21 protein-coding genes and 1 riboswitch are annotated in these 22,639 nt (G+C 71.2%); of the genes, 8 read left to right on the top strand and 13 right to left on the bottom strand.

What is annotated here, in order from left to right; all coding sequences use genetic code 11:
• Positions 1-82: 82 nt before the first annotated feature.
• Genes ABZ953_RS22975 through ribD form a run of 8 tightly spaced genes read right to left on the bottom strand, consistent with a single transcriptional unit; the run spans position 83 to position 5,931 of the window.
• Positions 83-541: a PH domain-containing protein gene (locus ABZ953_RS22975; protein WP_361726787.1), complete on the bottom strand. Its 459-nt coding sequence runs from the start codon at positions 539-541 to the stop codon at positions 83-85.
• A 31-nt stretch (positions 542-572) separates the two neighbouring features.
• Positions 573-1,421 carry an ATP phosphoribosyltransferase gene (hisG, locus tag ABZ953_RS22970; protein ID WP_361726785.1) on the bottom strand — a complete coding sequence of 283 codons (849 nt, stop codon included), beginning with the start codon at positions 1,419-1,421 and terminating at the stop codon, positions 573-575.
• Positions 1,422-1,477: 56 nt separating this feature from the next.
• Positions 1,478-1,750, bottom strand: coding sequence for a phosphoribosyl-ATP diphosphatase (locus ABZ953_RS22965; RefSeq protein WP_361726783.1), 273 nt, complete (start codon positions 1,748-1,750; stop codon positions 1,478-1,480).
• 35 nt (positions 1,751-1,785) lie between these two features.
• A complete protein-coding gene (ribH, locus tag ABZ953_RS22960) occupies positions 1,786-2,271 on the bottom strand; it encodes a 6,7-dimethyl-8-ribityllumazine synthase (protein ID WP_361726781.1) in 486 nt (161 codons plus the stop codon).
• A 37-nt stretch (positions 2,272-2,308) separates the two neighbouring features.
• Positions 2,309-3,598, bottom strand: coding sequence for a bifunctional 3,4-dihydroxy-2-butanone-4-phosphate synthase/GTP cyclohydrolase II (locus ABZ953_RS22955; RefSeq protein WP_361726779.1), 1,290 nt, complete (start codon positions 3,596-3,598; stop codon positions 2,309-2,311).
• Positions 3,595-4,182, bottom strand: a complete 588-nt coding sequence (locus tag ABZ953_RS22950; protein ID WP_361726922.1) for a nicotinamide mononucleotide transporter family protein — start codon at positions 4,180-4,182, stop codon at positions 3,595-3,597. Before ABZ953_RS22950 ends, ABZ953_RS22955 begins: the two co-directional genes overlap by 4 nt.
• A 56-nt stretch (positions 4,183-4,238) precedes the next feature.
• Positions 4,239-4,859: a riboflavin synthase gene (locus ABZ953_RS22945; protein ID WP_361726777.1), complete on the bottom strand. Its 621-nt coding sequence runs from the start codon at positions 4,857-4,859 to the stop codon at positions 4,239-4,241.
• Position 4,860: 1 nt separating this feature from the next.
• Positions 4,861-5,931, bottom strand: coding sequence for a bifunctional diaminohydroxyphosphoribosylaminopyrimidine deaminase/5-amino-6-(5-phosphoribosylamino)uracil reductase RibD (ribD, locus tag ABZ953_RS22940; RefSeq protein ID WP_361726920.1), 1,071 nt, complete (start codon positions 5,929-5,931; stop codon positions 4,861-4,863).
• A gap of 215 nt (positions 5,932-6,146) precedes the next feature.
• Positions 6,147-6,277: riboswitch (FMN riboswitch) on the bottom strand.
• A 259-nt stretch (positions 6,278-6,536) separates the two neighbouring features.
• Between ribD and ABZ953_RS22935 the strand changes: the two genes are divergently transcribed.
• From ABZ953_RS22935 to ABZ953_RS22925, 3 genes are all read left to right on the top strand, one after another.
• Positions 6,537-8,897, top strand: coding sequence for a chitinase C-terminal domain-containing protein (locus ABZ953_RS22935; RefSeq protein ID WP_361726775.1), 2,361 nt, complete (start codon positions 6,537-6,539; stop codon positions 8,895-8,897).
• 240 nt (positions 8,898-9,137) lie between these two features.
• The gene (locus tag ABZ953_RS22930; protein ID WP_361726773.1) at positions 9,138-10,031 is read left to right on the top strand and encodes an RNA polymerase sigma-70 factor; all 894 of its coding nucleotides are present in this window, start codon (positions 9,138-9,140) and stop codon (positions 10,029-10,031) included.
• A 43-nt stretch (positions 10,032-10,074) separates the two neighbouring features.
• Entirely contained in the window at positions 10,075-10,821 is a 747-nt protein-coding gene (locus ABZ953_RS22925) for an NAD(P)H-binding protein (protein WP_361726771.1), read from the top strand.
• A 25-nt stretch (positions 10,822-10,846) separates the two neighbouring features.
• On the opposite strand, the gene ABZ953_RS22920 is transcribed toward ABZ953_RS22925, so the two are convergent.
• The gene (locus ABZ953_RS22920; protein WP_361726769.1) at positions 10,847-12,022 is read right to left on the bottom strand and encodes an ROK family transcriptional regulator; all 1,176 of its coding nucleotides are present in this window, start codon (positions 12,020-12,022) and stop codon (positions 10,847-10,849) included.
• A gap of 97 nt (positions 12,023-12,119) precedes the next feature.
• On the opposite strand from ABZ953_RS22920, the gene ABZ953_RS22915 reads away from it, so the two are divergent.
• The gene (locus ABZ953_RS22915; protein WP_361726767.1) at positions 12,120-13,331 is read left to right on the top strand and encodes an MFS transporter; all 1,212 of its coding nucleotides are present in this window, start codon (positions 12,120-12,122) and stop codon (positions 13,329-13,331) included.
• 137 nt (positions 13,332-13,468) lie between these two features.
• Entirely contained in the window at positions 13,469-14,863 is a 1,395-nt protein-coding gene (locus ABZ953_RS22910; protein WP_361726765.1) for a solute carrier family 23 protein, read from the top strand.
• A gap of 17 nt (positions 14,864-14,880) precedes the next feature.
• Here the strand turns inward: ABZ953_RS22910 and ABZ953_RS22905 are convergent, their stop codons facing one another.
• Together ABZ953_RS22905 and ABZ953_RS22900 are read right to left on the bottom strand one after the other, a co-directional pair.
• Positions 14,881-15,333 carry an ATP-binding protein gene (locus ABZ953_RS22905; RefSeq protein WP_361726764.1) on the bottom strand — a complete coding sequence of 151 codons (453 nt, stop codon included), beginning with the start codon at positions 15,331-15,333 and terminating at the stop codon, positions 14,881-14,883.
• Entirely contained in the window at positions 15,333-16,211 is an 879-nt protein-coding gene (locus ABZ953_RS22900; RefSeq protein WP_361726762.1) for an MEDS domain-containing protein, read from the bottom strand. Before ABZ953_RS22900 ends, ABZ953_RS22905 begins: the two co-directional genes overlap by 1 nt.
• Before the next feature lie 468 nt (positions 16,212-16,679).
• Here ABZ953_RS22900 and ABZ953_RS22895 point away from each other — a divergent pair, with 468 nt between their 5' ends.
• The 3 genes from ABZ953_RS22895 (at position 16,680) to ABZ953_RS22885 (ending at position 19,843) form a co-directional block, all read left to right on the top strand.
• Entirely contained in the window at positions 16,680-17,858 is a 1,179-nt protein-coding gene (locus ABZ953_RS22895; RefSeq protein WP_361726760.1) for a Cmx/CmrA family chloramphenicol efflux MFS transporter, read from the top strand.
• A 227-nt stretch (positions 17,859-18,085) separates the two neighbouring features.
• Positions 18,086-18,742: a DUF5995 family protein gene (locus ABZ953_RS22890; protein ID WP_361726918.1), complete on the top strand. Its 657-nt coding sequence runs from the start codon at positions 18,086-18,088 to the stop codon at positions 18,740-18,742.
• Positions 18,743-18,910: 168 nt separating this feature from the next.
• On the top strand, positions 18,911-19,843 hold the full coding sequence (locus ABZ953_RS22885) for an LLM class F420-dependent oxidoreductase (protein WP_361726758.1): 933 nt from the start codon (positions 18,911-18,913) through the stop codon (positions 19,841-19,843).
• A 44-nt stretch (positions 19,844-19,887) separates the two neighbouring features.
• On the opposite strand, the gene ABZ953_RS22880 is transcribed toward ABZ953_RS22885, so the two are convergent.
• Entirely contained in the window at positions 19,888-21,582 is a 1,695-nt protein-coding gene (locus ABZ953_RS22880) for an NAD(P)/FAD-dependent oxidoreductase (RefSeq protein WP_361726756.1), read from the bottom strand.
• Between the two features lie 56 nt (positions 21,583-21,638).
• Complete coding sequence (locus ABZ953_RS22875; protein ID WP_361726916.1) at positions 21,639-22,427, bottom strand: carbon-nitrogen hydrolase family protein; 789 nt, start codon at positions 22,425-22,427, stop codon at positions 21,639-21,641.
• Positions 22,428-22,639: the final 212 nt, after the last annotated feature.

Here is a 22,639-nt window from a genome sequence, read left to right as displayed (position 1 = left end):
GCGGGCCCGTCGGGGGCGGGGCGGCGCACCGTGCGTGCCCCGCCACCAGATTAATCAAGACGTGCCACGGAACGTCCAGGCCCTAGTCTTCGCGAGCCGTTCGGGCATCCGCGAGGGCACGCAGGGCGCGGGCGTCGGTGACGGCCTGCTGCCTGGCGATGCCCGGCTGGATGCCCAGGGCGGGCAGGCTGGTGCCGTCGCTGAGGTTCAGGAACACCCAGGGGTCGCCGGGGCGGAGGTTGACCTGCACGATCTCGGCCCAGGCGAGGCGGCGGCTCGTCGCGATGTTGACGACGGTGACGCCGGACTCGTCGGCGACGACCTTGGGCCTGCTGAGCAGCGCGAGCACGGCGAAGAGCAGCGCGCCGGTGAAGACGAAGCTGGTCCGCTCCCCCGGGCTGAGCGCGGGAAGCAGGAAGGCGATCACCGTGATCACCACGAGGATCGCGACGCCCGCGGTGAGCAGGACGGCCCGGGTCCGCGTCGGCCGGAAGGTGACGGGCAGGGCGGGGAGGGCGGGGCTGGCGGGACTTTCAGGCATGCGGCGGTGCTCCTACCGGATCAGGGGCCGGTCAGAGGCGGCAGGCGTGGATGGCCGTGGTCAGGATGGCCCGCGCGCCGATGGCGTACAGGTCGTCCATGATCCGCTGGGCCTCCTTGGCGGGGACCATGGAGCGGACGGCGACCCAGCCCTCGTTGTGCAGCGGGGAGATCGTCGGCGACTCCAGGCCCGGGGTGAGGGCGACGGCCTGCTCCAGGTGCTCGGCGCGGCAGTCGTAGTCCATCATCACGTACGCCCTGGCGACCAGGACGCCCTGGAGGCGGCGCAGGAACTGCTGCACCTTCGGGTCGTCAGTGGCGGCGCCGGTGCGCCGGATGACGACCGCCTCGGAGCGCATGATCGGCTCGCCGAAGACCTCGAGGCCCGCGTTGCGCAGGGAGGTACCGGTCTCCACGACGTCCGCGATGACCTGGGCGACGCCCAGCTCGATGGCGGTCTCGACGGCGCCGTCGAGGTGCACGACGGCGGCGTCGACGCCCTGCTCGGCGAGGTGCTTGGCGACGATGCCCTCATAGGAGGTCGCGACGGTCTTGCCGGAGAGGTCCTTGATGGTGCTCGCCGTGCCCGGCTTCGCGGCGAAGCGGAAGGTGGAGCGGGCGAAGCCGAGCGGCAGGATCGTCTCGGCGTCGGCGCCGGAGTCGATCAGCAGGTCCTGTCCTGTGATGCCGATGTCGAGCCGGCCGGTCGCGACGTAGATCGCGATGTCCTTGGGGCGCAGGTAGAAGAACTCGACCTCGTTGTCGGGGTCGACGAGGACGAGCTCCTTGGACTCCTTGCGCTGCTGGTATCCGGCCTCATGGAGCATCGCCGACGCAGGTCCGGACAGTGAACCCTTGTTGGGGACGGCGATGCGCAGCATGAGGCGGGATTCCTTTGCGTGACGGGTGGGTCGGGCTGAGTTGGTGGACGTACGGCTCAGAGGTGGGCGTAGACGTCGTCGAGGGAGATGCCGCGGGCGACCATCATCACCTGTACGTGGTACAGGAGCTGCGAGATCTCCTCGGCGGCGGCTTCCTTGCCCTCGTGCTCGGCGGCCATCCAGACTTCGGCGGCCTCCTCGACGACCTTCTTGCCGATGGCATGGACGCCCTTGTCGACCAGCTCGGCGGTGCGGGAGGTCGCGGGGTCGCCGTAGGCGGCCTTGTGCTGGAGCTCGGTGAACAGCTCCTCGAAAGTCTTCTTGGACATGATGGTCGCCACTCTACGCGGCGGGACGGTCCCCCTCAGCGCCAGGGTTCGGAGACGGTACGGAGCGTGGTGGCGGTGGCCACGGCGGCGGTGACCGCCTCGTGGCCCTTGTCCTCGCGGGATCCCTCGATGCCCGCGCGGTCCAGGGCCTGCTCCTCGGTGTCGCAGGTCAGCACGCCGAAGCCGATCGGGACTCCGGTGTCCACGGTGACCTGGGTGAGGCCCTGCGTGACGCCCTGGCACACGTACTCGAAGTGCGGGGTGCCGCCGCGGATGACGACGCCGAGCGCGACGATCGCGTCGTAGCCGCGTCCCGCGAGGACCTTGGCGACGACGGGCAGCTCGAAGCTGCCGGGCACGCGGAGCACGGTCGGCTCGCTGATGCCGAGTTCGCCCAGGGCGCGCAGGGCGCCGTCGACGAGTCCGTCCATGACCTTCTCGTGCCACTGGGCGGCGATCACCGCGACGCGCAGGTCGCCGCAGTTCTTGACGCTCAGTTCGGGTGCACCCTTGCCGCTCACGCGCTTCTCCTTCAGATCCTCTGACCGTGGCCGGTATTTACTGGTTGCCGCAGGCGGACACTTCGGTGGTGTCCAGCCAGGGCAGGTCGTGCCCCATCCGGTCCCGCTTGGTGCGCAGGTACCGAAGATTGTGTTCGCCGGCCTCGACCGGCATGGGCTCGCGCCCGGTGACCTTGAGGCCGTGCCGCAGGACCGCGTCCGTCTTGTCGGGGTTGTTGGTCATCAGCCGTACGCCGCGCACGCCGAGGTCGCGCAGGATCTGCGCGCCCGCGCCGTAGTCCCGGGAGTCGGCGGGCAGGCCGAGCTCCAGGTTGGCGTCGAGCGTGTCGCTGCCGCGCTCCTGGAGCTCGTAGGCGCGCAGCTTGGAGAGCAGGCCGATGCCGCGTCCCTCGTGGCCGCGCAGGTAGACCACGACGCCGCGCCCCTCGGCGGTGATGCGCCGCATCGAGGCCTCGAGCTGCGGGCCGCAGTCGCAGCGCAGGGAGTGGAAGACGTCGCCGGTCAGGCACTCGGAGTGCAGGCGGGCCAGGACGTCCTCGCCGTCGCCGAGGTCGCCGTGGACGAGGGCGACGTGCTCGACGCCGTCGACGGTGGAGCGGTAGCCGTACGCGGTGAAGGTGCCGAACGCGGTCGGCAGGCTGACCTCGGCCTCGCGGCGGACGGTGGGCTCCGAGGAGTGGCGGTAGGCGATCAGGTCCTCGATGGAGATGATCGTCAGGCCGTGCTTGCGGGCGAAGGGGACGAGCTCGGGCAGGCGGAGCATCTTCCCGTCCTCGCCCGCGATCTCCACGATGGCCCCTGCGGGGCGCAGGCCCGCGAGCCGGGCGAGGTCGACGGCGGCCTCGGTGTGGCCGTTGCGCACGAGCACGCCGCCGGGCTTGGCGCGCAGCGGGAAGATGTGCCCGGGGCGCACGAAGTCGCCGGGTCCCGCGTCGCCCGAGGCGAGCAGCTGGAGCGTGGTGGCGCGGTCGGCGGCGGAGATGCCGGTGCTCACGCCGTGCGCGGCGGCCGCGTCGACGGAGACGGTGAAGGCCGTGCTCATCGACTCGGTGTTGTGCTCGACCATCTGCGGGAGGCGGAGCCGGTCGAGTTCGAGGGGCTCCATCGGGGCGCAGATCAGTCCCCGGCACTCGCTCATCATGAACGCGACGATCTCGGGGGTCGCCTTCTCGGCGGCGATGACGAGGTCGCCCTCGTTCTCGCGGTCCTCGTCGTCGACGACCACGACGGGGCGGCCCGCCGCGATGTCGCGGATGGCCTGCGCCACCGGGTCGAGCGTCAGGTCTTCGGCGGGTCCTGTGCCGTACCGAACAGGTGCCGTACTCATGCCGGGGCTCCTTCCATGACGGGCTGCGAGGCGGCGGTGCGGGAGCGCAGCCACCAGTCGCGCAGGCCCCAGAGGACGAGGGCGAGATAGACGACGTACACGAGTCCGGAGAAGGCGAGGCCGCTGCTGAAAGCGAGCGGTACGCCGACCACGTCGACGAGCAGCCAGGCGAACCAGAACTCGACGAGGCCGCGGGCCTGGGCGACCATCGCGGCGAGCGTGCCGACGAAGATGTAGGCGTCGGGCCAGGGGTTCCAGGAGAGGTCGGGGACGGCGCTGAACAGCGCGCCGACCGCGAGCGTGCCGACCGCGGTGCCCGCGAGCAGGACGCCCCGCTCCTTCCAGGTGGCGAACCGGATGGCGATGGAGCCGTCCTGCGCCCGCTGCCTGCCGCGCGTCCACTGCCGCCAGCCCCAGACCGCGACGCCGATGACGAGGAGCTGCTTGCCGATGCCGCCGGACAGCTGCGCCGAGGCGTACGCGGCGACGAGGATGACGCCGGAGAGGAACTGGGCGGGCCAGGTCCATATCGAGCGCCGCCAGCCGAGCGCGAGGGCGATGAGGCCGACGGTGTTGCCGATCATGTCGGACCACAGGATGTGCTGGTCGAAGGCCGTGAAGGCTTCGGAGTTGAGCCAGTTCACTTGGTGGCCTCCGGGGCAGGGGCCTGGCCGCGGTCGCCGAGCAGGCGCTCGACGTACTTGGCGATGATGTCGACCTCGAGGTTGACCGGGTCGCCGGGCTGCTTGATGCCGAGCGTGGTCAGCGCGAGGGTCGTGGGGATCAGGCTGATGGTGAAGTGGTCGGGGCCCGCGTCGACGACCGTGAGGCTGACGCCGTCGACGGTGATGGAGCCCTTCTCCACGACGTAACGGGAGAGGCCGTCGGGGAGCGAGATCTTGACGATCTCCCAGTTCTCGGACGGCTCGCGCTCGACGACGGTGCCGACGGAGTCGACATGGCCCTGCACGATGTGTCCGCCCAGGCGCGCGCCGACCGAGGTGGGGCGCTCCAGGTTGACGCGGGAGCCGACGGCGAGCGCGCCGAGGCTGGAGCGGTTCAGGGTCTCGGCCATCACGTCCGCGGTGAACTCGTCGCCCTCGTGCTCCACGACCGTCAGACAGACGCCGTTGACGGCGATGGAGTCACCGTGCTTCGCGCCCTCGGTGACCACGGGGCCGCGCAGGCGGAAGCGGGAGGCGTCGGGAAGGTTCTCGACGGCGGTGATCTCGCCAAGCTCTTCGACGATTCCGGTGAACACGTCAGTGCTCCTTCGCTACGAGGGTCGCGGTGATGCGCAGGTCGGGGCCGATACGGACGGTCTCGCGCACGTCGAGCCGCAACGCTTCGGTGATGGTCGTGATTCCGCCGCCGGTCAGGGCGGCGGGCCCCGCGCCGAGCAGCACGGGGGCGAGGTAGCCGACGACGCGGTCGACGGCGCCCGCGGCGACGAAGGCCCCGGCGAGCGTCGGGCCGCCTTCGAGGAGGACGGACCGCACGCCACGCGCGTGGAGCGTGTCGAGCAGGGCCGGGATGTCCAGGCCGCCCTCGGCGCGCGGGAGCCGGACCGTTTCTCCGGCTCGGTACGAGGGCGTGATGTCGTCGGCGACGGCGATCAGGGTCGGGGCCGCGTCGTCCAGGACGCGGGCGCCGGGCGTGACGGCGGTGCCGTTGGTGTCGAGGACGACCCGCAGCGGCTGCACGACGGCTGTTTTTGTGTCTGCGACGCCCCGCACGGCGAGGTGCGGGTCGTCGGCGCGCTGGGTGCCGGAGCCGACGACGACGGCGTCGCACTCGGCGCGCAGCCGGTGCACGTCGGCGCGGGCCTCGGCGGAGGTGATCCAGCGGCTCGTGCCGTCGGCGGCGGCGGTGCGGCCGTCGAGGGTGGCGGCGTACTTCCAGGTGACGTGGGGGCGGCCGAGCCGTACGGAGGTCAGCCAGGCGGCGTTCCCCTCCGCGGCCTCGGCCTCCAGGAGGCCCTGCTCCACGGAGATCCCGGCCGCCCGCAGGGTCTGCGCGCCGCCGGTCGCGGTGGGGTTCGGGTCGGCGACGGCGTAGACGACACGGGCGATCCCGGCGTCGATGAGCGCCTGCGCGCAGGGGCCGGTGCGGCCGGTGTGGTTGCAGGGTTCGAGGGTGACGAGGGCGGTGCCCCCGCGGGCTCGCTCGTCTGCCGCGCGCAGGGCGTTGACCTCGGCGTGCGGGCCGCCCGCGCGCTGGTGCCAGCCTTCGCCGACGCGTTCGCCCGCGGCGTCGAGGACGACGCAGCCGACGACGGGGTTGGGGCTGGTGGAGCCGAGTCCGTGCGCGGCCAGCGTGACGGCACGCTGCATCGCGGTTGCTTCGGCTGCGGCGGTGGCCACCGGGTCCTCCTGCCTCTTCGGGCACGGACTCCGGGGCACTGTCGATGACGACAGAACGTACGGGCAACGACACCTGTGGCGACGCCGACGCCGAAGGGACAGATGTCCCGGGAATTCCCGGAACCGCTCCTGGGAACGCCAGGAACGAGCCAACTACGACGGCGTGCAACAAAGATGCCCGCCCGCCGCGCACTGCCTCCCATCCGGACTTTCACCGTCGGTCCAGGAATTTCACCTGGTCAACCGGCCACTGGAGGTGGCCGGGTCGCGGACTGTAACCGCCGGTTCGGAATTACACCGACCCCGGAGTGCGCTGCTTCTGGTACGAGGCCAGTGTGCCATGGCCGGTCGAAGGCCATACGGGTGACCGACTGTGGCCTGGCTCACAGAATCACCATTCAACCAACTTGGTCCAGACCTATTGACGCACTGGTCTAGTCCTCTTAATCTCTGCGTCACCTCAGAGGAGCCGGAGCCGACGGTGTGCGCACGCCGGGGCCCCAGAACGAATCACATCTTCACCAGTTGTGTTGTTCCGCCCCGTTCGACTTCCGCACCGTCCCCAGGAGCCCCCCTTGCCGTCCCTCACCCGCGCGAGACCCACCGCCAGACCCACCGCGAGACCCACACTGCTCGCTTCCGGCGCCGCCGTCGCCGGACTGCTGCTCGGCCTGGTCTCCGGCGGCACCTCGCCCGCCTCCGCCGCCGACGACGCGTCCTGCCGCCCCGACGGCCTCTATCAGACGCCCGGCGTGAACGTCCCCTACTGCTCCGTCTACGACAGCGACGGCCGCGAGAAGATGGGCGCCGACCACCAGCGCCGCACCATCGGCTACTTCACCGGCTGGCGCACCGGCAAGAACGGCGAGCCCGCCTATCTCGCCAAGGACATCCCGTGGGACAAGATCACCCACGTCAACTACGCCTTCGCGCACGTCGACAAGGACAACAAGCTCTCCGTCGGCTCCGACAGCGACAAGAACGCCGCCACCGGAATGACCTGGCCCGGCGTCGCGGGCGCCGAGATGGACCCGGCGCTGCCGTACAAGGGCCACTTCAACCTGCTCAACAAGTTCAAGAAGCAGCACCCGGACGTCAAGACCCTGATATCCGTGGGCGGCTGGGCCGAGACCGGCGGCTACTTCGGCGACGACGGCAAGCGCGTGAACTCCGGCGGCTTCTACTCCATGGCCACCAACGCGGACGGCTCGGTGAACCAGGCGGGCATCGACACGTTCGCCGACTCGGCCGTCTCCTTCATAAAGAAGTACGGCTTCAACGGCGTCGACATCGACTACGAGTACCCGACCACGATGAAGGACGCGGGCAACCCGCTCGACCACTCGCTCTCCAACGCCCGCCGCGGCGGACTCGTCAAGGGCTACGCGGCGCTGATGAAGTCCCTGCGCCAGAAGCTCGACAAGGCGGGCGCGGCCGACGGCAAGCACTACATGCTGACCGTGGCGGCCCCCTCCTCCGGCTATCTGCTGCGCGGCATGGAGACCTTCCAGGTCCAGAAGTACCTGGACTACGTCAACATCATGTCGTACGACCTGCACGGCGCCTGGAACGAGTACGTCGGCCCCAACGCCTCACTCTTCGACGACGGCAAGGACGCCGAGCTCGCGTCGGCGAACGTGTACGGGAGCCAGCAGTACGGCGGCATCGGCTATCTGAACACCGACTGGGCCTACCACTACTTCCGCGGCTCGATGCCCGCGGGGCGCATCAACATCGGCCTGCCGTACTACACGCGCGGCTTCAAGAACGTGCAGGGCGGCACCGACGGCCTGTGGGGCAAGGCGGCCGCGACCAGCTGTCCGGCCGGATCGGGACTGACCAAGTGCGGTGACGGCGCGGTCGGCATCGACAACCTCTGGCACGACAAGGACGACAACGGCAAGGAGTCGCCCGCGGGATCCAACCCGATGTGGCACGCCAAGAACCTGGAGAAGGGGATCGTCGGCGACTACGTCACCAAGTACGGCTTCCCCGCGGACACCAAGCTGACCGGCACCTACGCCCGCAAGTACAGCTCCTCGCTGGTCGCGCCGTGGCTGTGGAACGCGGACAAGAAGGTCTTCCTGTCGACGGAGGACGAGGAGTCGGTGGCGAAGAAGGCCGACTACGTGGTCGACAAGGGCATCGGCGGCACGATGATCTGGGAGATGGCGGGCGACTACCGCTGGAACGCCACGAAGGGCCAGTACGAGATGGGCGACACGCTCACCTCGCTGATGCACGACAGGTTCAAGGCCGCCAAGCCCTACGGCGCCAAGGTCTCGAACAAGGAGCTGCCCACCAAGGCCGTCGACATCGGCGTGGAGTTCGGCGACTTCAAGCTCGGCGACTCCAACTACCCGATCACGCCCAAGGTGAAGATCACCAACAATACGAAGAGCGCGCTGCCGGGCGGCACGGAGTTCCAGTTCGACTACTCCACCGCGGCCCCGGGCAACGCCTCCGACCAGTCCGGTTTCGGTACGAAGGTGATCAGCAGCGATCACACGGGAAGCAACGTCGGCGGCCTGAAGGGCGACTTCCACCGGGTCTCGCTGAAGCTGCCCGCCTGGCAGTCCCTGGCGCCCGGCGCCTCCATGGACCTCTCCTTCAACTACTACCTGCCGGTGTCCACGCCGTGGAACTGGACGGTGGACATCAGCGGCACGACGTACGCCCTCGCCGGTGACCTGGCGCGCGGCACCACGCTCGTCGAGCCGGGCGGCGGCACGGGGCCGACCGACCCGCCGGACCCGACCGACCCGCCGGGCCCCGGCAAGTGCACCGCCCCCGCGTGGAGCACCGCCTCCGAGTACGGCAGCGGGACGACCGTCGCCCACAAGTCGCACACCTGGAAGGCCAAGTGGTGGACGAAGGGCGACGAGCCCGGGGCCGGCGGCGCATGGGGGGTCTGGCAGGATCTCGGCGCCTGCTGAGAGTCTGTGTCTTATCCCCGGTCGGATCAGCGGGCGTCGTCTGGTGCGTGCGATCGCAAGGCGCCGGGAAGTCCTCGATGGGGGTCCCCCCGGGCCCTTGAGGCCTGGGGGAGGAGCTACTAGGGCTTTTCGGCAACGCAGCGAGCGTGCGTGCCAGACGACGCCCGCCCGGCCGGGGATGAGACACAGACTCTGAGCGTCATGAGTGCTCGCGCCCGTGGGGTTTGACACCCTGGGGGCGTGAGCACCGCAACGGCACTGGCCGAGGAGTTTGAATCCCACCGCCCCCGGATGTTCGGCCTTGCCTACCGGATACTCGGCTCCGCGCAGGAGGCGGAGGATGCCGTGCAGGACGCGTACCTGCGCTGGAACGGCTCGCGGCGCGAGGACATCGCGCAACCGGCCGCCTGGCTGGCCAAGACCGTCACGAACCTCTGTCTGACCAGGCTCACCTCGGCCCGCGCCCGCCGTGAGCAGTACGTGGGGACCTGGCTGCCCGAACCGGTGATCACCTCGGGCGGCACGCTGGGACCGCTGGAGTCGGCGGAGCAGCGCGACGCGGTGTCGATGGCGCTGCTCGTCCTCCTGGAGCGGCTCACGCCCAAGGAGCGCGCGGTGTACGTGCTGCGGGAGGCGTTCGCGTACAGCCACCGGGAGATCGCGGAGGTCCTGGACGCGAGCGAGGCCAACTGCCGTCAGCTGTACCGCAGGGCGGCCGGGGCGGTCGCCGGGGCGCGCGCCCGCTTCGAGCCGGGGCACGAGCTGCGCCGGACGTTCGTCGAGGCCTTCATCGCGGCGGCCCGTGACGGGGACGTCGCGGGTCTGGAGCGGATACTGGCCAGGGACGTGACGTGGTGGGGCGACGGCGGCGGCAAGGCGGCCGCGGCGCGCACGCCGATCCTCGGGCGCGACAACGTCCTGCGGTTCCTGCTCGGCGTCATGGACAAGCTCGGGGCCGCGTCGGACATCTCGTACGCGGAGATCAACGGTGCGCCCGCGCTGGTCATGCGGGTCGAGGGGTACATTACGGCCGTCACCGCGTTCGAAGGCGGCAACGAGACGGTCACCGGCGTGCGTTCGGTGGTCAATCCGGACAAGCTGACGTTCGTCGGGCGACAGTTGGCCGCTGCGTAGTCCCCCCACGTCTGCGGCGCCCGCACTGCGAAGGAGCGTTTCGATGAGCACGATCCTGGTGACCGGCGGCACCGGCACCCTCGGCCGCCTCGTGACCGAGCGGCTGCGGACGGACGGGCACGAGGTGCGGGTGCTCAGTCGCCGCACGCAGCCGTACGCCGTGGATCTGCGCGACGGCACGGGCCTCGACGCGGCCGTGGCGGGCGCGGACGTCATCGTGCACTGCGCGACCACCCCGCGCGGCGGCGACGAGCAGGCCGCCCGGAATCTGGTCGCGGCGGCGCGAAAGGCCGATGTCCCGCATCTGGTCTACATCTCGATCGTCGGCATCGACCGGGTGCCGCTCGGCTACTACAAGTCGAAGCTCGCCGTGGAGCGCATCGTCGAGGAGTCCGGGCTCGGCTGGACCGTGCTGCGGACGACGCAGTTCCACGATCTGGTCCTGCGGATCATGGAGGCCTCGGCGAAGCTCCCCGTCATGCTGCTGCCCGCGGGCGTCAGCGATCAGCCGATCGAGGTCACCGAAGTGGCGTCCCGCCTGGCCGAGTTGGCCGCGGCGCCGCCCGCGGGGCGGGTCGAGGACATGGGAGGCCCCGAGGTCCGCACCTTCCCCGACCTGGCCCGCGCCTATCTGCGGGCGAGCGGCAAGCGGCGCAGGCTGCTGCCGGTGCGGCTCGCGGGCGGAACGTACCGGGCGGCGCGGGCGGGCGGCCACCTGGCTCCCGAACGGGCCGTGGGCAGGGGAACGTTCGAGGAGTACCTGGCGGTGCGGTCGGGCGCGCGGCCCTAAATTCCTCCGTTCGGATCAGGCCGGCTCAGCGCCCCGGGCGCGGTCCGAAGAGGTCGTCCTGCGCCGCGTCCCGTGCGGCGAGCAGCGCGCCCCGCAGCACCGCGGCGCCGCCGAGCGTGCTCGCGCGGACCTCGGTGCGCAGCGGCGACATGGCGGCGACGCGGTCCATGACGCGGTCGGCGAGCGCGGTGCCGCCCGCGCGGCCCACCTCGCCGCCCAGGACGACGCACCCGGGATCGAGGATCGAGGCCACCGCGGCCGCGCCGACGGCGATCCGGTCGGCGGCGGCGTCCAGGAAGGCGCTCTCGCCGGTCTCCACCGCGTGCCGCAGCAGGTCGGCCGCGGACCCGTCCGGCGTCGCAAGGCCGTGTGCCGCGCCGAGTTCACAGAGCGCGGCGGCGCAGGCCAGCGAGTGGAAGCCGCCCTCGCAGCCGGTGGCGGACGGCAGCGAGCCCGTGCCGGGCACCGGCAGGAAACCGATCTCGCCCGCACCCCCGGAGGAACCCCGGCGCAGCACCCCGTCCAGGACGACTGCCGCGCCGACGCCGTCGCCGAGCCAGAGCAGCACGAAGGTGTCCCGGTCGTGCGCGGCGCCGTCGCGCCGTTCCGCGTGGGCCGCGAGGTTGGTCTCGTTCTCCACGAGGACGCGGACGCCGAGCCGCTCCTTGAGCGCCCCGGCGAGGCGGCGGTGCCAGGCGGGCAGGGACGACGTGTCGTGCAGGTCGCCGGTGGCGGGGTCGATGAGGCCGGGGGCGCCGATGCCGACGGTGTGCAGCCGCTGGACCCCGCCGTCGCGGGCCACCCGCTCGACGAGGGCGACGGCGCGCTCGACGGCGGGCCCGGTGCCGGTGTCGCCGCCGATGGGCGCGGAGGCCTCGGCGAGCACCGCGCCGAGCAGATCGGTCACGACGACGGAGACGCCGTCGGTGCGCACGTCGAGGGCGGCGAGGTGGGCGCGGTCGGCAACTATCCCGTAGAGCCGGGCGTTCGGGCCGCGCCGCTGGGCGCCCGCCTCCCCGACGACCGTGATGAATCCGGAGCCCTGCAGCCGCTCGACGAGATCGGCCACCGAGGGCCGCGACAGGCCGGTGAGCTGCTTCAACTGGTTCGCGGTCAAGGGACCTTCGCTCTGCAGGAGGCCGAGCGCCAGCCGGTCGTTGATGGCCCGGGCGGTGCTGGGTGAGGCAGGCGAGAGCGACATGGCCGGATCCTCCCACAGAAACGTTCTATTTATCAGGCAGGGTTCCTGATAGTTTACGTCGCCGTATCGGGGAACCACTCTGGAGGGGCGGAGCACAATGAGTGAAGTGGTCTACGACAAGCACCGGTTGAGGCAGGCGCGGGTCGCCGTGGCTGCCGTCTTCTGCGTGCACGGCGCGGTCACCGGTTCCTTCGCGACCCGGGTGCCCTGGATCCAGGAGCACGCCTCGGTCGGCGCGGGCACGCTCGGCCTCGCCCTCGCCTTCCCGGCGATCGGCGCCTCCCTCGCGATGCCCCTTGCGAGCCGGATCGCCCACCGCTTCGGCGCCCGCACCGCGCTGCGCGGACTGCTCGCGATGTGGACGACGGCCCTGATCCTGCCGTCGCTCGCACCCAACCTGCTCACGCTCTGTCTCGCGCTGCTCGTGTACGGCGCGACCTCGGGCATGTCGGACGTGACGATGAACGCGATCGGCGTCGAGACCGAGACGCTGATGCGGAAGTCGATCATGTCGGGCCTGCACGGCATGTGGAGCGTCGGCGCCCTGATCGGCTCCGCGGCCGGTACCGTCGCCGCGCACCTGGGCTCCGACGCCCGCCTGCACCACGCGCTCGCCGCGCTGGCCCTCACCACGATCGGCCTCTTCGCCTGCCGACGGGTCCTCGACCTGCGGGCGGAGACCGAGGAGGAGGCGCCGCCGCGGTTCTCGCTGCCGCCCAAGTCGGCGCTGCTCATCGGCGCCGTCGGCTTCTGCGCGGTCTTCGCCGAGGGCGCGAGCCTGGACTGGTCGGCGGTCTACCTCCGGGACGTGCTCGACACATCGGCCGGTGTCGCCGCCGCGTGCACCACCGGTTTCACGCTCACCATGGCCGTCGCGCGGCTCGCGGGCGACGCGGTCGTGAACCGGTTCGGCGCGGTGCGTACGGTGCGGGCGGGCGGGGTGCTCGCGGTGCTCGGCGGCCTCCTCATCGTCCTCGCGTCCCACCCGGTCATGGCCATGGGCGGCTTCGCGCTCCTCGGGCTCGGCATCGCGGTCGTGGTGCCGCTGGCCTTCGCCGCGGCCGGGCGCAGCGGTCCCAATCCGAGCCAGGCCATCGCGGGCGTCGCCACCATCACGTACACCTCCGGCCTGATCGCGCCGTCGGCGATCGGCACGCTGGCGGACGCGACGAGCCTGGTCACGTCCTTCGGTCTGGTGACGCTGCTCGCCTTCGGCCTCACGGTCTTCGCGGGCGTCCTGCGCACGGACGGCCGCAAGGCGGCGCAGGGCAAGCCCGCGGACACGGCCGCGCAAGGACCCAGGACCTGACGTCGCGGATGCGGGGGCGGCCACCCCCGCACCTGAACGAAGCCGCACTCCTGTCGCATTAACATGGCGTCGATCATTTCGGGCCACTCACCACGGTCCGCTCGGCTCGGCTCGGCGCACAGAAAGCGACACTCACCATGGATCTCGGCGTGCGCTGGAAACTGCACGGCGACGGCCGCAACCCCGCTCCGGGTGCGGTCGTCCGGCCCGATGAGCGCCTCTCGTGGCCGCGGACCTTCGGGCTCGGCGCGCAGCACGTGGTGGCCATGTTCGGGGCATCCTTCGTGTCGCCCGTCCTCATGGGGCTCGACCCGAATCTGGCCATCATGATGTCGGGCGTCGCGACCGTCATCTTCCTGCTCGCCACACGCGGCCGAGTCCCCAGCTACCTGGGCTGCTCGCTCTCCTTTGTGGGCGTCGCCGCCGTCATCCGCGCGCAGGGCGGCTCCAGTGCGACGGTGACCGGCGCGGTCCTCGTGGTCGGTGCCGCGCTGTTCCTGGTGGGTCTCGCGGTGCGGAAGTTCGGGGCGCGGATCATCCACGCCGCGATGCCGCCGATCGTGACCGGCGCGGTCGTCATGCTGATCGGCTTCAATCTGGCGCCGGTCACCGCGTCGACGTACTGGCCGCAGGACCAGTGGACGGCGCTGCTCGTGATGCTGTGCACCGGCCTGGCCGTGGTCTGTCTGCGCGGCTTCTTCTCGCGCATCGCGATCTTCCTCGGGCTGATCTTCGGCTACGGCATCTCCTGGGTCTTCGACCAGGTCTTCGGGAAGATCCACTCGGCGGACGGCTCCGGCAAGGTTGTCGACCACCTGCGCCTTGACCTGTCCGCCGTCGGCAAGGCCGACTGGATCGGGCTGCCCTCCTTCCACGCGCCGAGCTTCGAGTGGTCGGCGATCCTCGTGGCGCTGCCCGTCGTCATCGCGCTCATCGCGGAGAACGCGGGCCATGTGAAGGCCGTGGGCGAGATGACCGGCGACGATCTCGACGACCAGCTCGGCACCGCGATCTCCGCGGACGGCGCCGCCTCCATGCTCTCCACCGCGGTCGGCGGGCCGCCCAACACGACGTACTCCGAGAACATCGGCGTGATGGCGGCGACCCGCGTCTACTCCACGGCCGCGTACTGGGCCGCCGCGTGCTTCGCGCTGCTCTTCGGCCTCTGCCCCAAGTTCGGCGCGGTCGTCGCCGCGATCCCGGGTGGCGTGCTCGGCGGCATCACCGTCATCCTGTACGGCATGATCGGCCTGCTCGGCGCCCAGATCTGGATCAACGCCGGTGTCGACCTGCGCAACCCGCTGAACCTCGTACCGGCCGCCGCAGGCATCATCATCGGCGTCGGCGGCGTCTCGCTGAAGTTCACCGACAACTTCCAGCTGAACGGCATCGCGCTCGGCACGATCGTCGTCATCACCGGCTACCACGTGCTGCGCGCCTTCGCCCCGGCCCACCTCAAGTCCCAGGAACCGCTGCTGGATTCGGGCACCTCGACGTACGACGAGGAGAGCGGGCCGAACCCCAAGGCCTGAGGACGGACCGCCCACCGCTACGACCGAGAGCCGCCCGGCTCCCCGGGCAACCGCACGGCCAGGGTCACCCTGCTCCCCCCGGGCCCCCCGGAGACGGTGAGCTCGTCGATGAGCAGCCCGGCGAGCCACAGTCCGCGCCCGCCGGGGCGGCCGTCGACTCCGGGTGTGCCGTCCGGGATGGCGTCGGCGCTGAAGCCGGGGCCCCGGTCGTGGATGTGGCAGGCGAGATGCGCGTCGGTGCGCTGCAGGACCAGCGTGCCGCCGCCGCCCGCGTGCTCGACCGCGTTCACCGCGACGGCGTCCAGGGCCGCGATGAAGTCACCGCGGCGCGGCTCGGGCAGCCCGTGGTGGTCGGCGTGCCGCTCGACGAGCATCCGCAGGCGCGGCAGGTCGTCCCGGTGGAAGGGAACCTCCAGCAACGTGACGGGCAGGGCTTCGCGCGGCTCCTGGGGCTCTGGTGCGGTCGTCATCAGCGGTCCACCTCACTGATCACCAGGTGCGGAACCTCATCGGCTCCCGCCCGGCAGAGCAAGCGGGCCGCGGCCGGTGGACAGTGGATGTCGACCGGACCGTGCGCGTGCGCCAGGACGAGGCGCAGCAGGTCCACCGCGCTGGCCGCGCCGAGGAAGACGAGCCCGGTCAGGTCCACGGTCAGGGACGGGGCGGCCGCGCTTCTTCTGAGGCCCTCCCGCACGGCGCCCATGAACTGCTCCCTGGTGGCCAGGTCCGCCTCGCCGACCAACCGCACGACCCCGGCGGTGTGTTCCACATGCAGGGCTCCCAGTCGTGAAAGCAGTCGGCAGGGATGCGCCTCGTGCATGGCCGTCAGCACGTCGGGCGTGAACCAGCGGCTGTCGTAGGCGCAGATCTCGGTGTACGGGCGGTCGGTGAACAGGTGCTCGGCGTGGGACTCCCGGTGCATCATCACGCCGACATCGGCTTCCAGGTCCCCCACCCAGTGCATGTCGATGTAGGTGCGCAGTCCGCTGTACCCCTCGGCCACGGCACGGTCGGTCTCCTCCGTGATGCGCTGCCACTGCCTGTCGGGGGTGAAGTCCGCCTGGGGATGGATGAGGCCGCGCATGCTGCCGAACACCAGCTGGCCCTGTTCGCGGGCGGTCCTCAGCAGTGCTCCCGGTCCCTCGAGACTGCTCCAGACCTGCTCCTCGACCTGGTGCGGAGCGGCGAAGACCATCACCTTCTCCTTCTTCACCAGCCCCGCCCACGCGAAGGCGGACACCACGTCCCGGCCCGCGTCGTCGTCCGCGTAGCTGACGAACGCGTGATCGCCCGCCCGGAGGTGCTGGACCGGAATCGTGCCGACCGACGCCGAGCCGGCAGCCGACATCTCTCACCTCCAGGGCCGAGGGGCCCGACGGGAACGACGGACGAAGAAGAACCAGAAGAAGAACGAGGAGCGAGGAGCGAGGAGCAACGAGAACAGCATCGGGAGCAGGTGCGGGCCAGATTAGCGGCCCTTACTGCAGGGGACGGCGACTCCGCAAAAGGCGGTGGCGCTTGGTCACAACAGCATCCGATCGCGACCGGGTTTGCAGGAAGATGCACTGTTCAGCAGCGGTTCTGATGCCCACGTAAACCGGTGGACGGGGTGATCGACGGCTCACTAGGCTGCGCTCCATGTCCAGCCCCGAGGCCTCAAGACTCCAGCCACCGGTCGTCCGGTGGCTGCCCGTGCTGTCGCGCTGACCATCGGCGCTGCGTTCCCGCAGCCGTCCGCGACCCCCGCACCGCCCCCGCCGGACCACCGCCCCGCGTCCCGATCCCTTGATCCACGCTGTGGTTGCGGAGTCTTGCTGTGCCTTTTGCCCTCCACCTGCTCGGCCTCGCCGTATTCGCGCAGGGAACCTCCGAGTTCATGCTGTCCGGACTGCTCCCGGACATCGCGCGCGACCTGGCCGTACCCATCCCCGCCGCAGGCCATCTGACCTCGGCGTTCGCCCTCGGCATGGTCGTCGGCGCGCCCCTGATGGCCGCCGTGAGCCGACGCTTCGCCCGCCGGAGCGCCCTCCTGGTCTTCCTGATCACCTTCCTGCTCGCCCACGTCGTCGGCGCGCTCACCACGAGCTTCGCCGTGCTGCTCGCGACCCGCGTCGTCGGCGCCCTCGCCAACGCCGGGTTCCTCGCCGTCGCCCTCGTCACCGCCACGAGCATGGTCGGTCCCGACGCCAAGGGACGCGCCACGTCCGCGCTGCTCGGCGGCGTCACCGTCGCCTGCGTCGCGGGCGTGCCCGCCGGGGCGCTGCTCGGTGAAGTGTGGGGCTGGCGTTCCGCGTTCTGGGCCGTGGCCCTGCTCTCCCTGCCCGCCGTCCTCGCCATCGTCAGGGCGGTGCCCGCGGGGAAGCCCGCCGCCGCCGGGCCCGGCGTGCTCGGTGAGCTGCGTGCGCTGCGCGCTCCGCGGCTCCTGGTGACGCTGCTGCTCGGCGCGCTGGTGAACGGCGCGACGTTCTGCGCGTTCACCTACCTCGCGCCGCTGGTCACCCACGTCACCGGCCTCGGCCCCTCGTGGGTGCCGGTCGTGCTCGCCCTGTTCGGCATCGGCTCCTTCGCCGGTGTCGCGGTCGGCGGTCGCGTCGCCGACGCACGGCCCGTGCCGCTCCTGGTGTCCGGCTCGCTCGCGCTGCTGGCCGGTTGGGTCCTGTTCGCGGTGACCGCCGCCGATCCGGTGGCTACGGTCGTGCTTGTCCTGGTCCAGGGGGCGCTGTCGTTCGGTGTCGGGTCCACGCTCATCGCGCGGGCGCTGTACGCGGCGACCGACGCGCCCCAGCTGGCGGGCGGGTTCGCCACGGCCGCCTTCAACGTCGGCGGCGCGGCGGGCCCGTGGCTCGGCGGCCTGGCGATCTCCGCGGGGCTCGGCTACCGCTCCCCGCTGTGGCTCAGCGCTCTCCTGGTGACGGCGGCCCTGGTCACCGGGGCGGTCGCGCTCGCACTGCGCCGCGGGGCCACCGCTCCGGCCCGGTCGTACGCCGGTTCATAGGCGCTACCGGGCACTTCGACGTCCCGCTTCGCCGGGCGTTCCCTCGTTTCGGGGAAGCGCCCGGTGCGCTGCCGCCCGTGCCGGGCCGGGGCTGGGACCCTGCCCCCATGGCGCAGTTGGAGCGGATCGCGGAGTTCAGGGCCCCGTCGTACGGGACCGACGGCGAGTGCGGGATCGACGACGGGTGCGGGGCCGACGACAGGTGCGGGGCCGACGAAGGGTGCGGGATCGACGGTGTGGCGGCGCGGATGCGGGCGCTCGGTGACGGCTGGCCGCCGCGCGACGGCCTTGCCGTCTTCAACCGTGTCTATCTGTCGGTGACCGAGGAGGTCGCCCGCCACCTCGGCCGCGGCGTCTTCCCCGACGCCCGCTCCGCGGCCACGCTGGACGTCTGTTTCGCCGAGCGCTACTTCGCGGCCGTCGAGGCGGCGGCCGAGGGGCGCCGCCCGCCCGCCTGCTGGCGCCCGCTGTTCCAGTACCGCCGCCACCCGGGCGTCCTGCCCCTGCAGTTCGCGCTCGCGGGCATCAACGCGCACATCGGGCACGATCTGGCGCTCGCCCTCGTGGACGCCTGCCATCTGCTCGGTTGCGAACCGGCCGATCTTGAGGACGAGTTCGACCGCGTGGGCGACGTCCTCGTCTCCCTGGAGGAGCACATCCGCGAAGAGCTGATGCCGGGCCCCGATCTCCTCCAGGTCGGCGACCCGCTGACGCATCTGGCCGGTTCGTGGAGCCTGGAGCGCGCCAGGGACGGCGCGTGGGCGTCGGGGCGGGCCCTGTGGGCGCTGCGCGATCTGCCGTGCGTCGCCGGGGAGTTCAGGGAGCGGCTCGATGGGGCGGTGGGTCTGGTGGGGCGGATCCTCCTGACACCGCTGCCGGACTGACGCCGCTGCCGGACTGAGGCCGCTCCGGCCCGTCCCGCCCGGCTCCGCCCGCCGCACCCACCGTCCGGTTTCAGCCACGGCCGCCCCCGCCCCCGGCGGCAGCCCCGTAACTCCCGCACGACCGTTGTACGTTGAAATGACCGACCCCGACGCGAAGGAGCAAGCGCCATGGCGACCCGACTCGGACTGAGTCTTCCGCAGGGCAGGCAGTACGCCATCGGGAGGGACGTCCCCACGGTGGCCCGGGCCGCCGAGGGCATCGGTTACGAGAGCCTGTGGGTCTTCGAGCGCATCCTCCGCCCCGACCCGCCCACCCAGGGCCTCTACGGAATCCCGGGCATGCCCTGGCCGGACGCGTACCGCTCGGTCGCCGACCCCCTGATCACCCTGACGCTCGCCGCCTCGGCCACCGAACGCGCCCGCCTCGGCACCAGCGTGCTGGTCGCCCCGCTGCACGTACCGTTCCAACTCGCCCGCTCACTCGCCTCGTTGGACACGGCGAGCGGCGGCCGCGTCGTCGCGGGCCTCGGCACGGGCTGGTCCCACGACGAGTACGCGGCCGCGTCGGTCGCCCCCTTCGACCGGCGCGGCAAGGTCCTCGACGAGCTGATCGACGTCTGCCACGCGGTGTGGGGCCCGGACCCGGTGACGTACGAGGGGGAGCTGACGACCATCGTCCCGTCCGCGGTCGGCCCGAAGCCGGTCCGCCCGATCCCGATCCTGCTGCCCGCCAACAGCCCGCGCGCCCTGCGCAGGCTCGTGGACCGCGCCGACGGCTGGATGCCGGTGGGCACGGGCGCCGACAAGCTGGCCGAACAGGCGCAGGCCCTGAAGGAACTGGCCGCCGAACGGGCCCGCACCGCCCCGGTCCAGAGCGTCATGCGGGCCAACACGCGCTACACGGCGAGGCCGTACGAGGGCGAGCGGCGCGCCCCCTTCCAGGGCAACGTCGCCCAGATCGTCGAGGACCTGGAGGCCCACGCCTCGACGGGAGCCGTAGAGGAGATCCTCATCGAACTCCAGGGCAGCACGAGGGACGCGGAGGAGCTGAAGGACGTGGCGGCGGAGGTGTACGAGGCGGCGAGGGCGGCGGGGATTTAGCCAGTCCTCAGGCAAGCAGCCCTTAGGCAATCAGCCCCAGGCGATCAGTCCTCAGGCAACTCGACGGGCGCGATCTCGTCGTACACGTCCCCGGGCCCGGGGTTGGTCGTGTCCGTCGCCCCGCCAAAGTGATGCATGACGCCCCACACCGCGTTCAGAGCGGTCTGCACCGCACCCTCGGCCCACCCGGCCGTCCAGGAGATGTCGTCCCCGGCAAGGAAGATTCCCCGCTTGTCCTCGGGCAGCGTCTCCTGCATGAAGTGCGTGAAAAGACGCCGCTGGTAGCGGTAGTGGCCCGGCAGGTTCGCCTTGAAAGCGCCCATGAAGTAGGGCTCGTTCTCCCACGACACGGTCACCGGGTTGCCGATGATGTGCTTGCGGATGTCGACCTTGGGATAGATCTCGCCGAGCGACTTGAGCATGACCTCCATGCGCTCGTTCGCCGAGAGGGGCAGCCACTTCAGGCTGTCGTCGCACCAGGTGTAGGAGAGGCAGATGACGGCGGGCTTGTCCGGCCCGTCGTCGAGCAGGTAGGTGCCGCGCGTCATGCGGTCGGTGAGCGTCATCGACATGACGTCCCGCCCCGTCTCCTCATCCTTGTCCAGCCAGAACGGCCGGTCGACCGGGACGAAGAGCTTCGAGGACTCCATGTAGTGGGTCCGCTCCATCGCCGTCCAGTGGTCGATGGGGAAGAGCGTGTCGTCGCAGGCGATCTTGCTCAGCAGCATCCAGGACTGGGCCGTGAAGATCGCCGCCTGGTAGGTGCGGATGTCGCCGGAGGCGTCGGTGACGGTGACGCGGTTGCCCGCGGTGCGGTCGAGCCGGGTCACGGCGGGCTTCGGCAGACCGTCCTCGTGCAGCGAGCTCAGCGAGGTGCCGAGCTCCCAGTGCACGATCTTCTGCGGCTCGCGGTCCCAGAGGCGCAGGGGCAGCTGCTGGCTGCCGCCGACGATGCCGCGGTGGTGGTCGTCGGCCTCGGTGTAGACGACGCGCAGGATCTCCAGGATGGAGTTCGGGAAGTCGGTGTCCCAGCCACCGGTGCCGAAGCCGACCTGGCCGAAGATCTCGCGGTGCCGGAAGGACTTGAAGGCCTCGGACTCGCAGAGGAAGCCGTAGAAGGTCTGGTTGTCGAGCTTCTCGACGAGCTTGGACCAGATCTCGCGGATCTTGGGCACGTCGCGCTCGCGCAGGGCGCGGTTCATGTCGGAGAAGTCGGCGCCCTCCTCCAGGCAGGAGTTCCAGGCGTTCATCACGTCGCGGTAGACCTGCGGCAGGTCGTCGACGGACGTCGCGTAGTGGGACTCGCCCTTGAGGTCGACGACCGTCGAGGGGGTCGACTCCGCGAGGGGGTTGGGGAACGGCTGGGTCTTGAGGCCCACCAGGTCGATGTAGTGCTGCAGCGCCGTCGAGGACGGCGGGAAGCGCATCGCGCCCATCTCGGCGGTGAGATCGCCGTCACAGCCCTCGAAGCCGACGGTACGCAGCCGGCCGCCGATCTGGTCGGCCTCGTAGACGACGGGCTTGAGGCCCATCTTCATCAGCTCGTAGGCGGCGATGATGCCGGACAGGCCGCCGCCGATGACGGCGACCTCGGTGCCGTGCTCGGTCGCGGGTATCTGGCCGAGGCCCGCCGGGTGGGCGAGGAAATCGTCGTACGCGTACGGGAAGTCCGGACCGAACATGGTGATCGGCGGCTCGGCGTCGGTGTGCTGGACGGCTGTGGGCACCGTGGACGTCATGGGGTACGGACTCCTTGCGGGGAACTGAGGCAGAAAGCTGCGGGAAGCCCGGGGGCTCAGACGAGGGACGCGTACAGGCCGGGGCGGCGGTCGCGCAGGTAGGGGTTGGTCTCGCGGGAGGAGCGCAGGAACTCGGGGTCGACGTCGCCCATGACCAGCTCCTCGCCGCGGCCCGCGCGGGCGCGCGGCACGCCGTCGGGCCCGGCCAGCGTGGAGAGCCCGACGAACTCGAACTCTCCCTCGGGGCCGACCCGGTTCACGTACGCGACGTACATCTGGTTCTCGAAGGCGCGCACCGGCACGACGGACTCGGCGACGAACTGGAAGGGGTGCATCTGCGCGGTGGGTACCACGAGCAGGTCGGTGCCCGCGAGGGCGTGGGCGCGGACGTTCTCCGGGAACTCCACGTCGTAGCAGATCATGAGACCCACCCGGACGCCGCCCAACTCGGCCTGCACGACGGCCTGTTCACCCGGGGTGAAGGAGTCGCGCTCGAAGCCGCCGAAGAGGTGGGTCTTGCGGTAGTTCGCGAGGCGGGTCCCGTCCGGGCCGATCAGCTGGACGGAGTTGTAGACGAGGTCGCCCGCGCGCTCCGGGTAGCCGTAGGCGATGCCGGTCCCGTGGCGGGCCGCGGTCTCGGCGAGGGCCTTCGCGGAGTCCCCGTCGGCGGGCTCGGCGAGCCGGGCGATGTCGTCGCCGATCGCGTACCCGGTGAGGAACAGCTCGGGCGCGACGAGCAGCCCGGCGCCCGCGGCGGCGGCACGCTCGGCGGCCCCGTCAAGGGCCGTGAGGTTCTCGGCGACAGATCCGAGCCGCCCCGAACTCTGGAGCAGGGCGGTGCGCAGCGCAGGCATGGCGAAACCTCAGGGCGTACGGAGGGGAAGGCGGGGTCGATATGACGGTACGGTCGGCGGCCTTACCCGGACAAGACGTGACCGTTGCGGGCTGCTGCGCGATCTGTTGCGCGTGTGGCAGCCCTGACGGCGATTCGTTGCGCGACGCATCCCTGGCCGGGGCCTAGGGGCGCGGGGAACGGCGCGGTCTTTTCAGGGGCGCG

The sequence above is a fragment of the Streptomyces sp. NPDC046465 genome (assembly GCF_040646035.1).
Lineage (GTDB): Bacteria > Actinomycetota > Actinomycetes > Streptomycetales > Streptomycetaceae > Streptomyces.
This window is presented reverse-complemented; position numbering and strand designations above follow the sequence as displayed.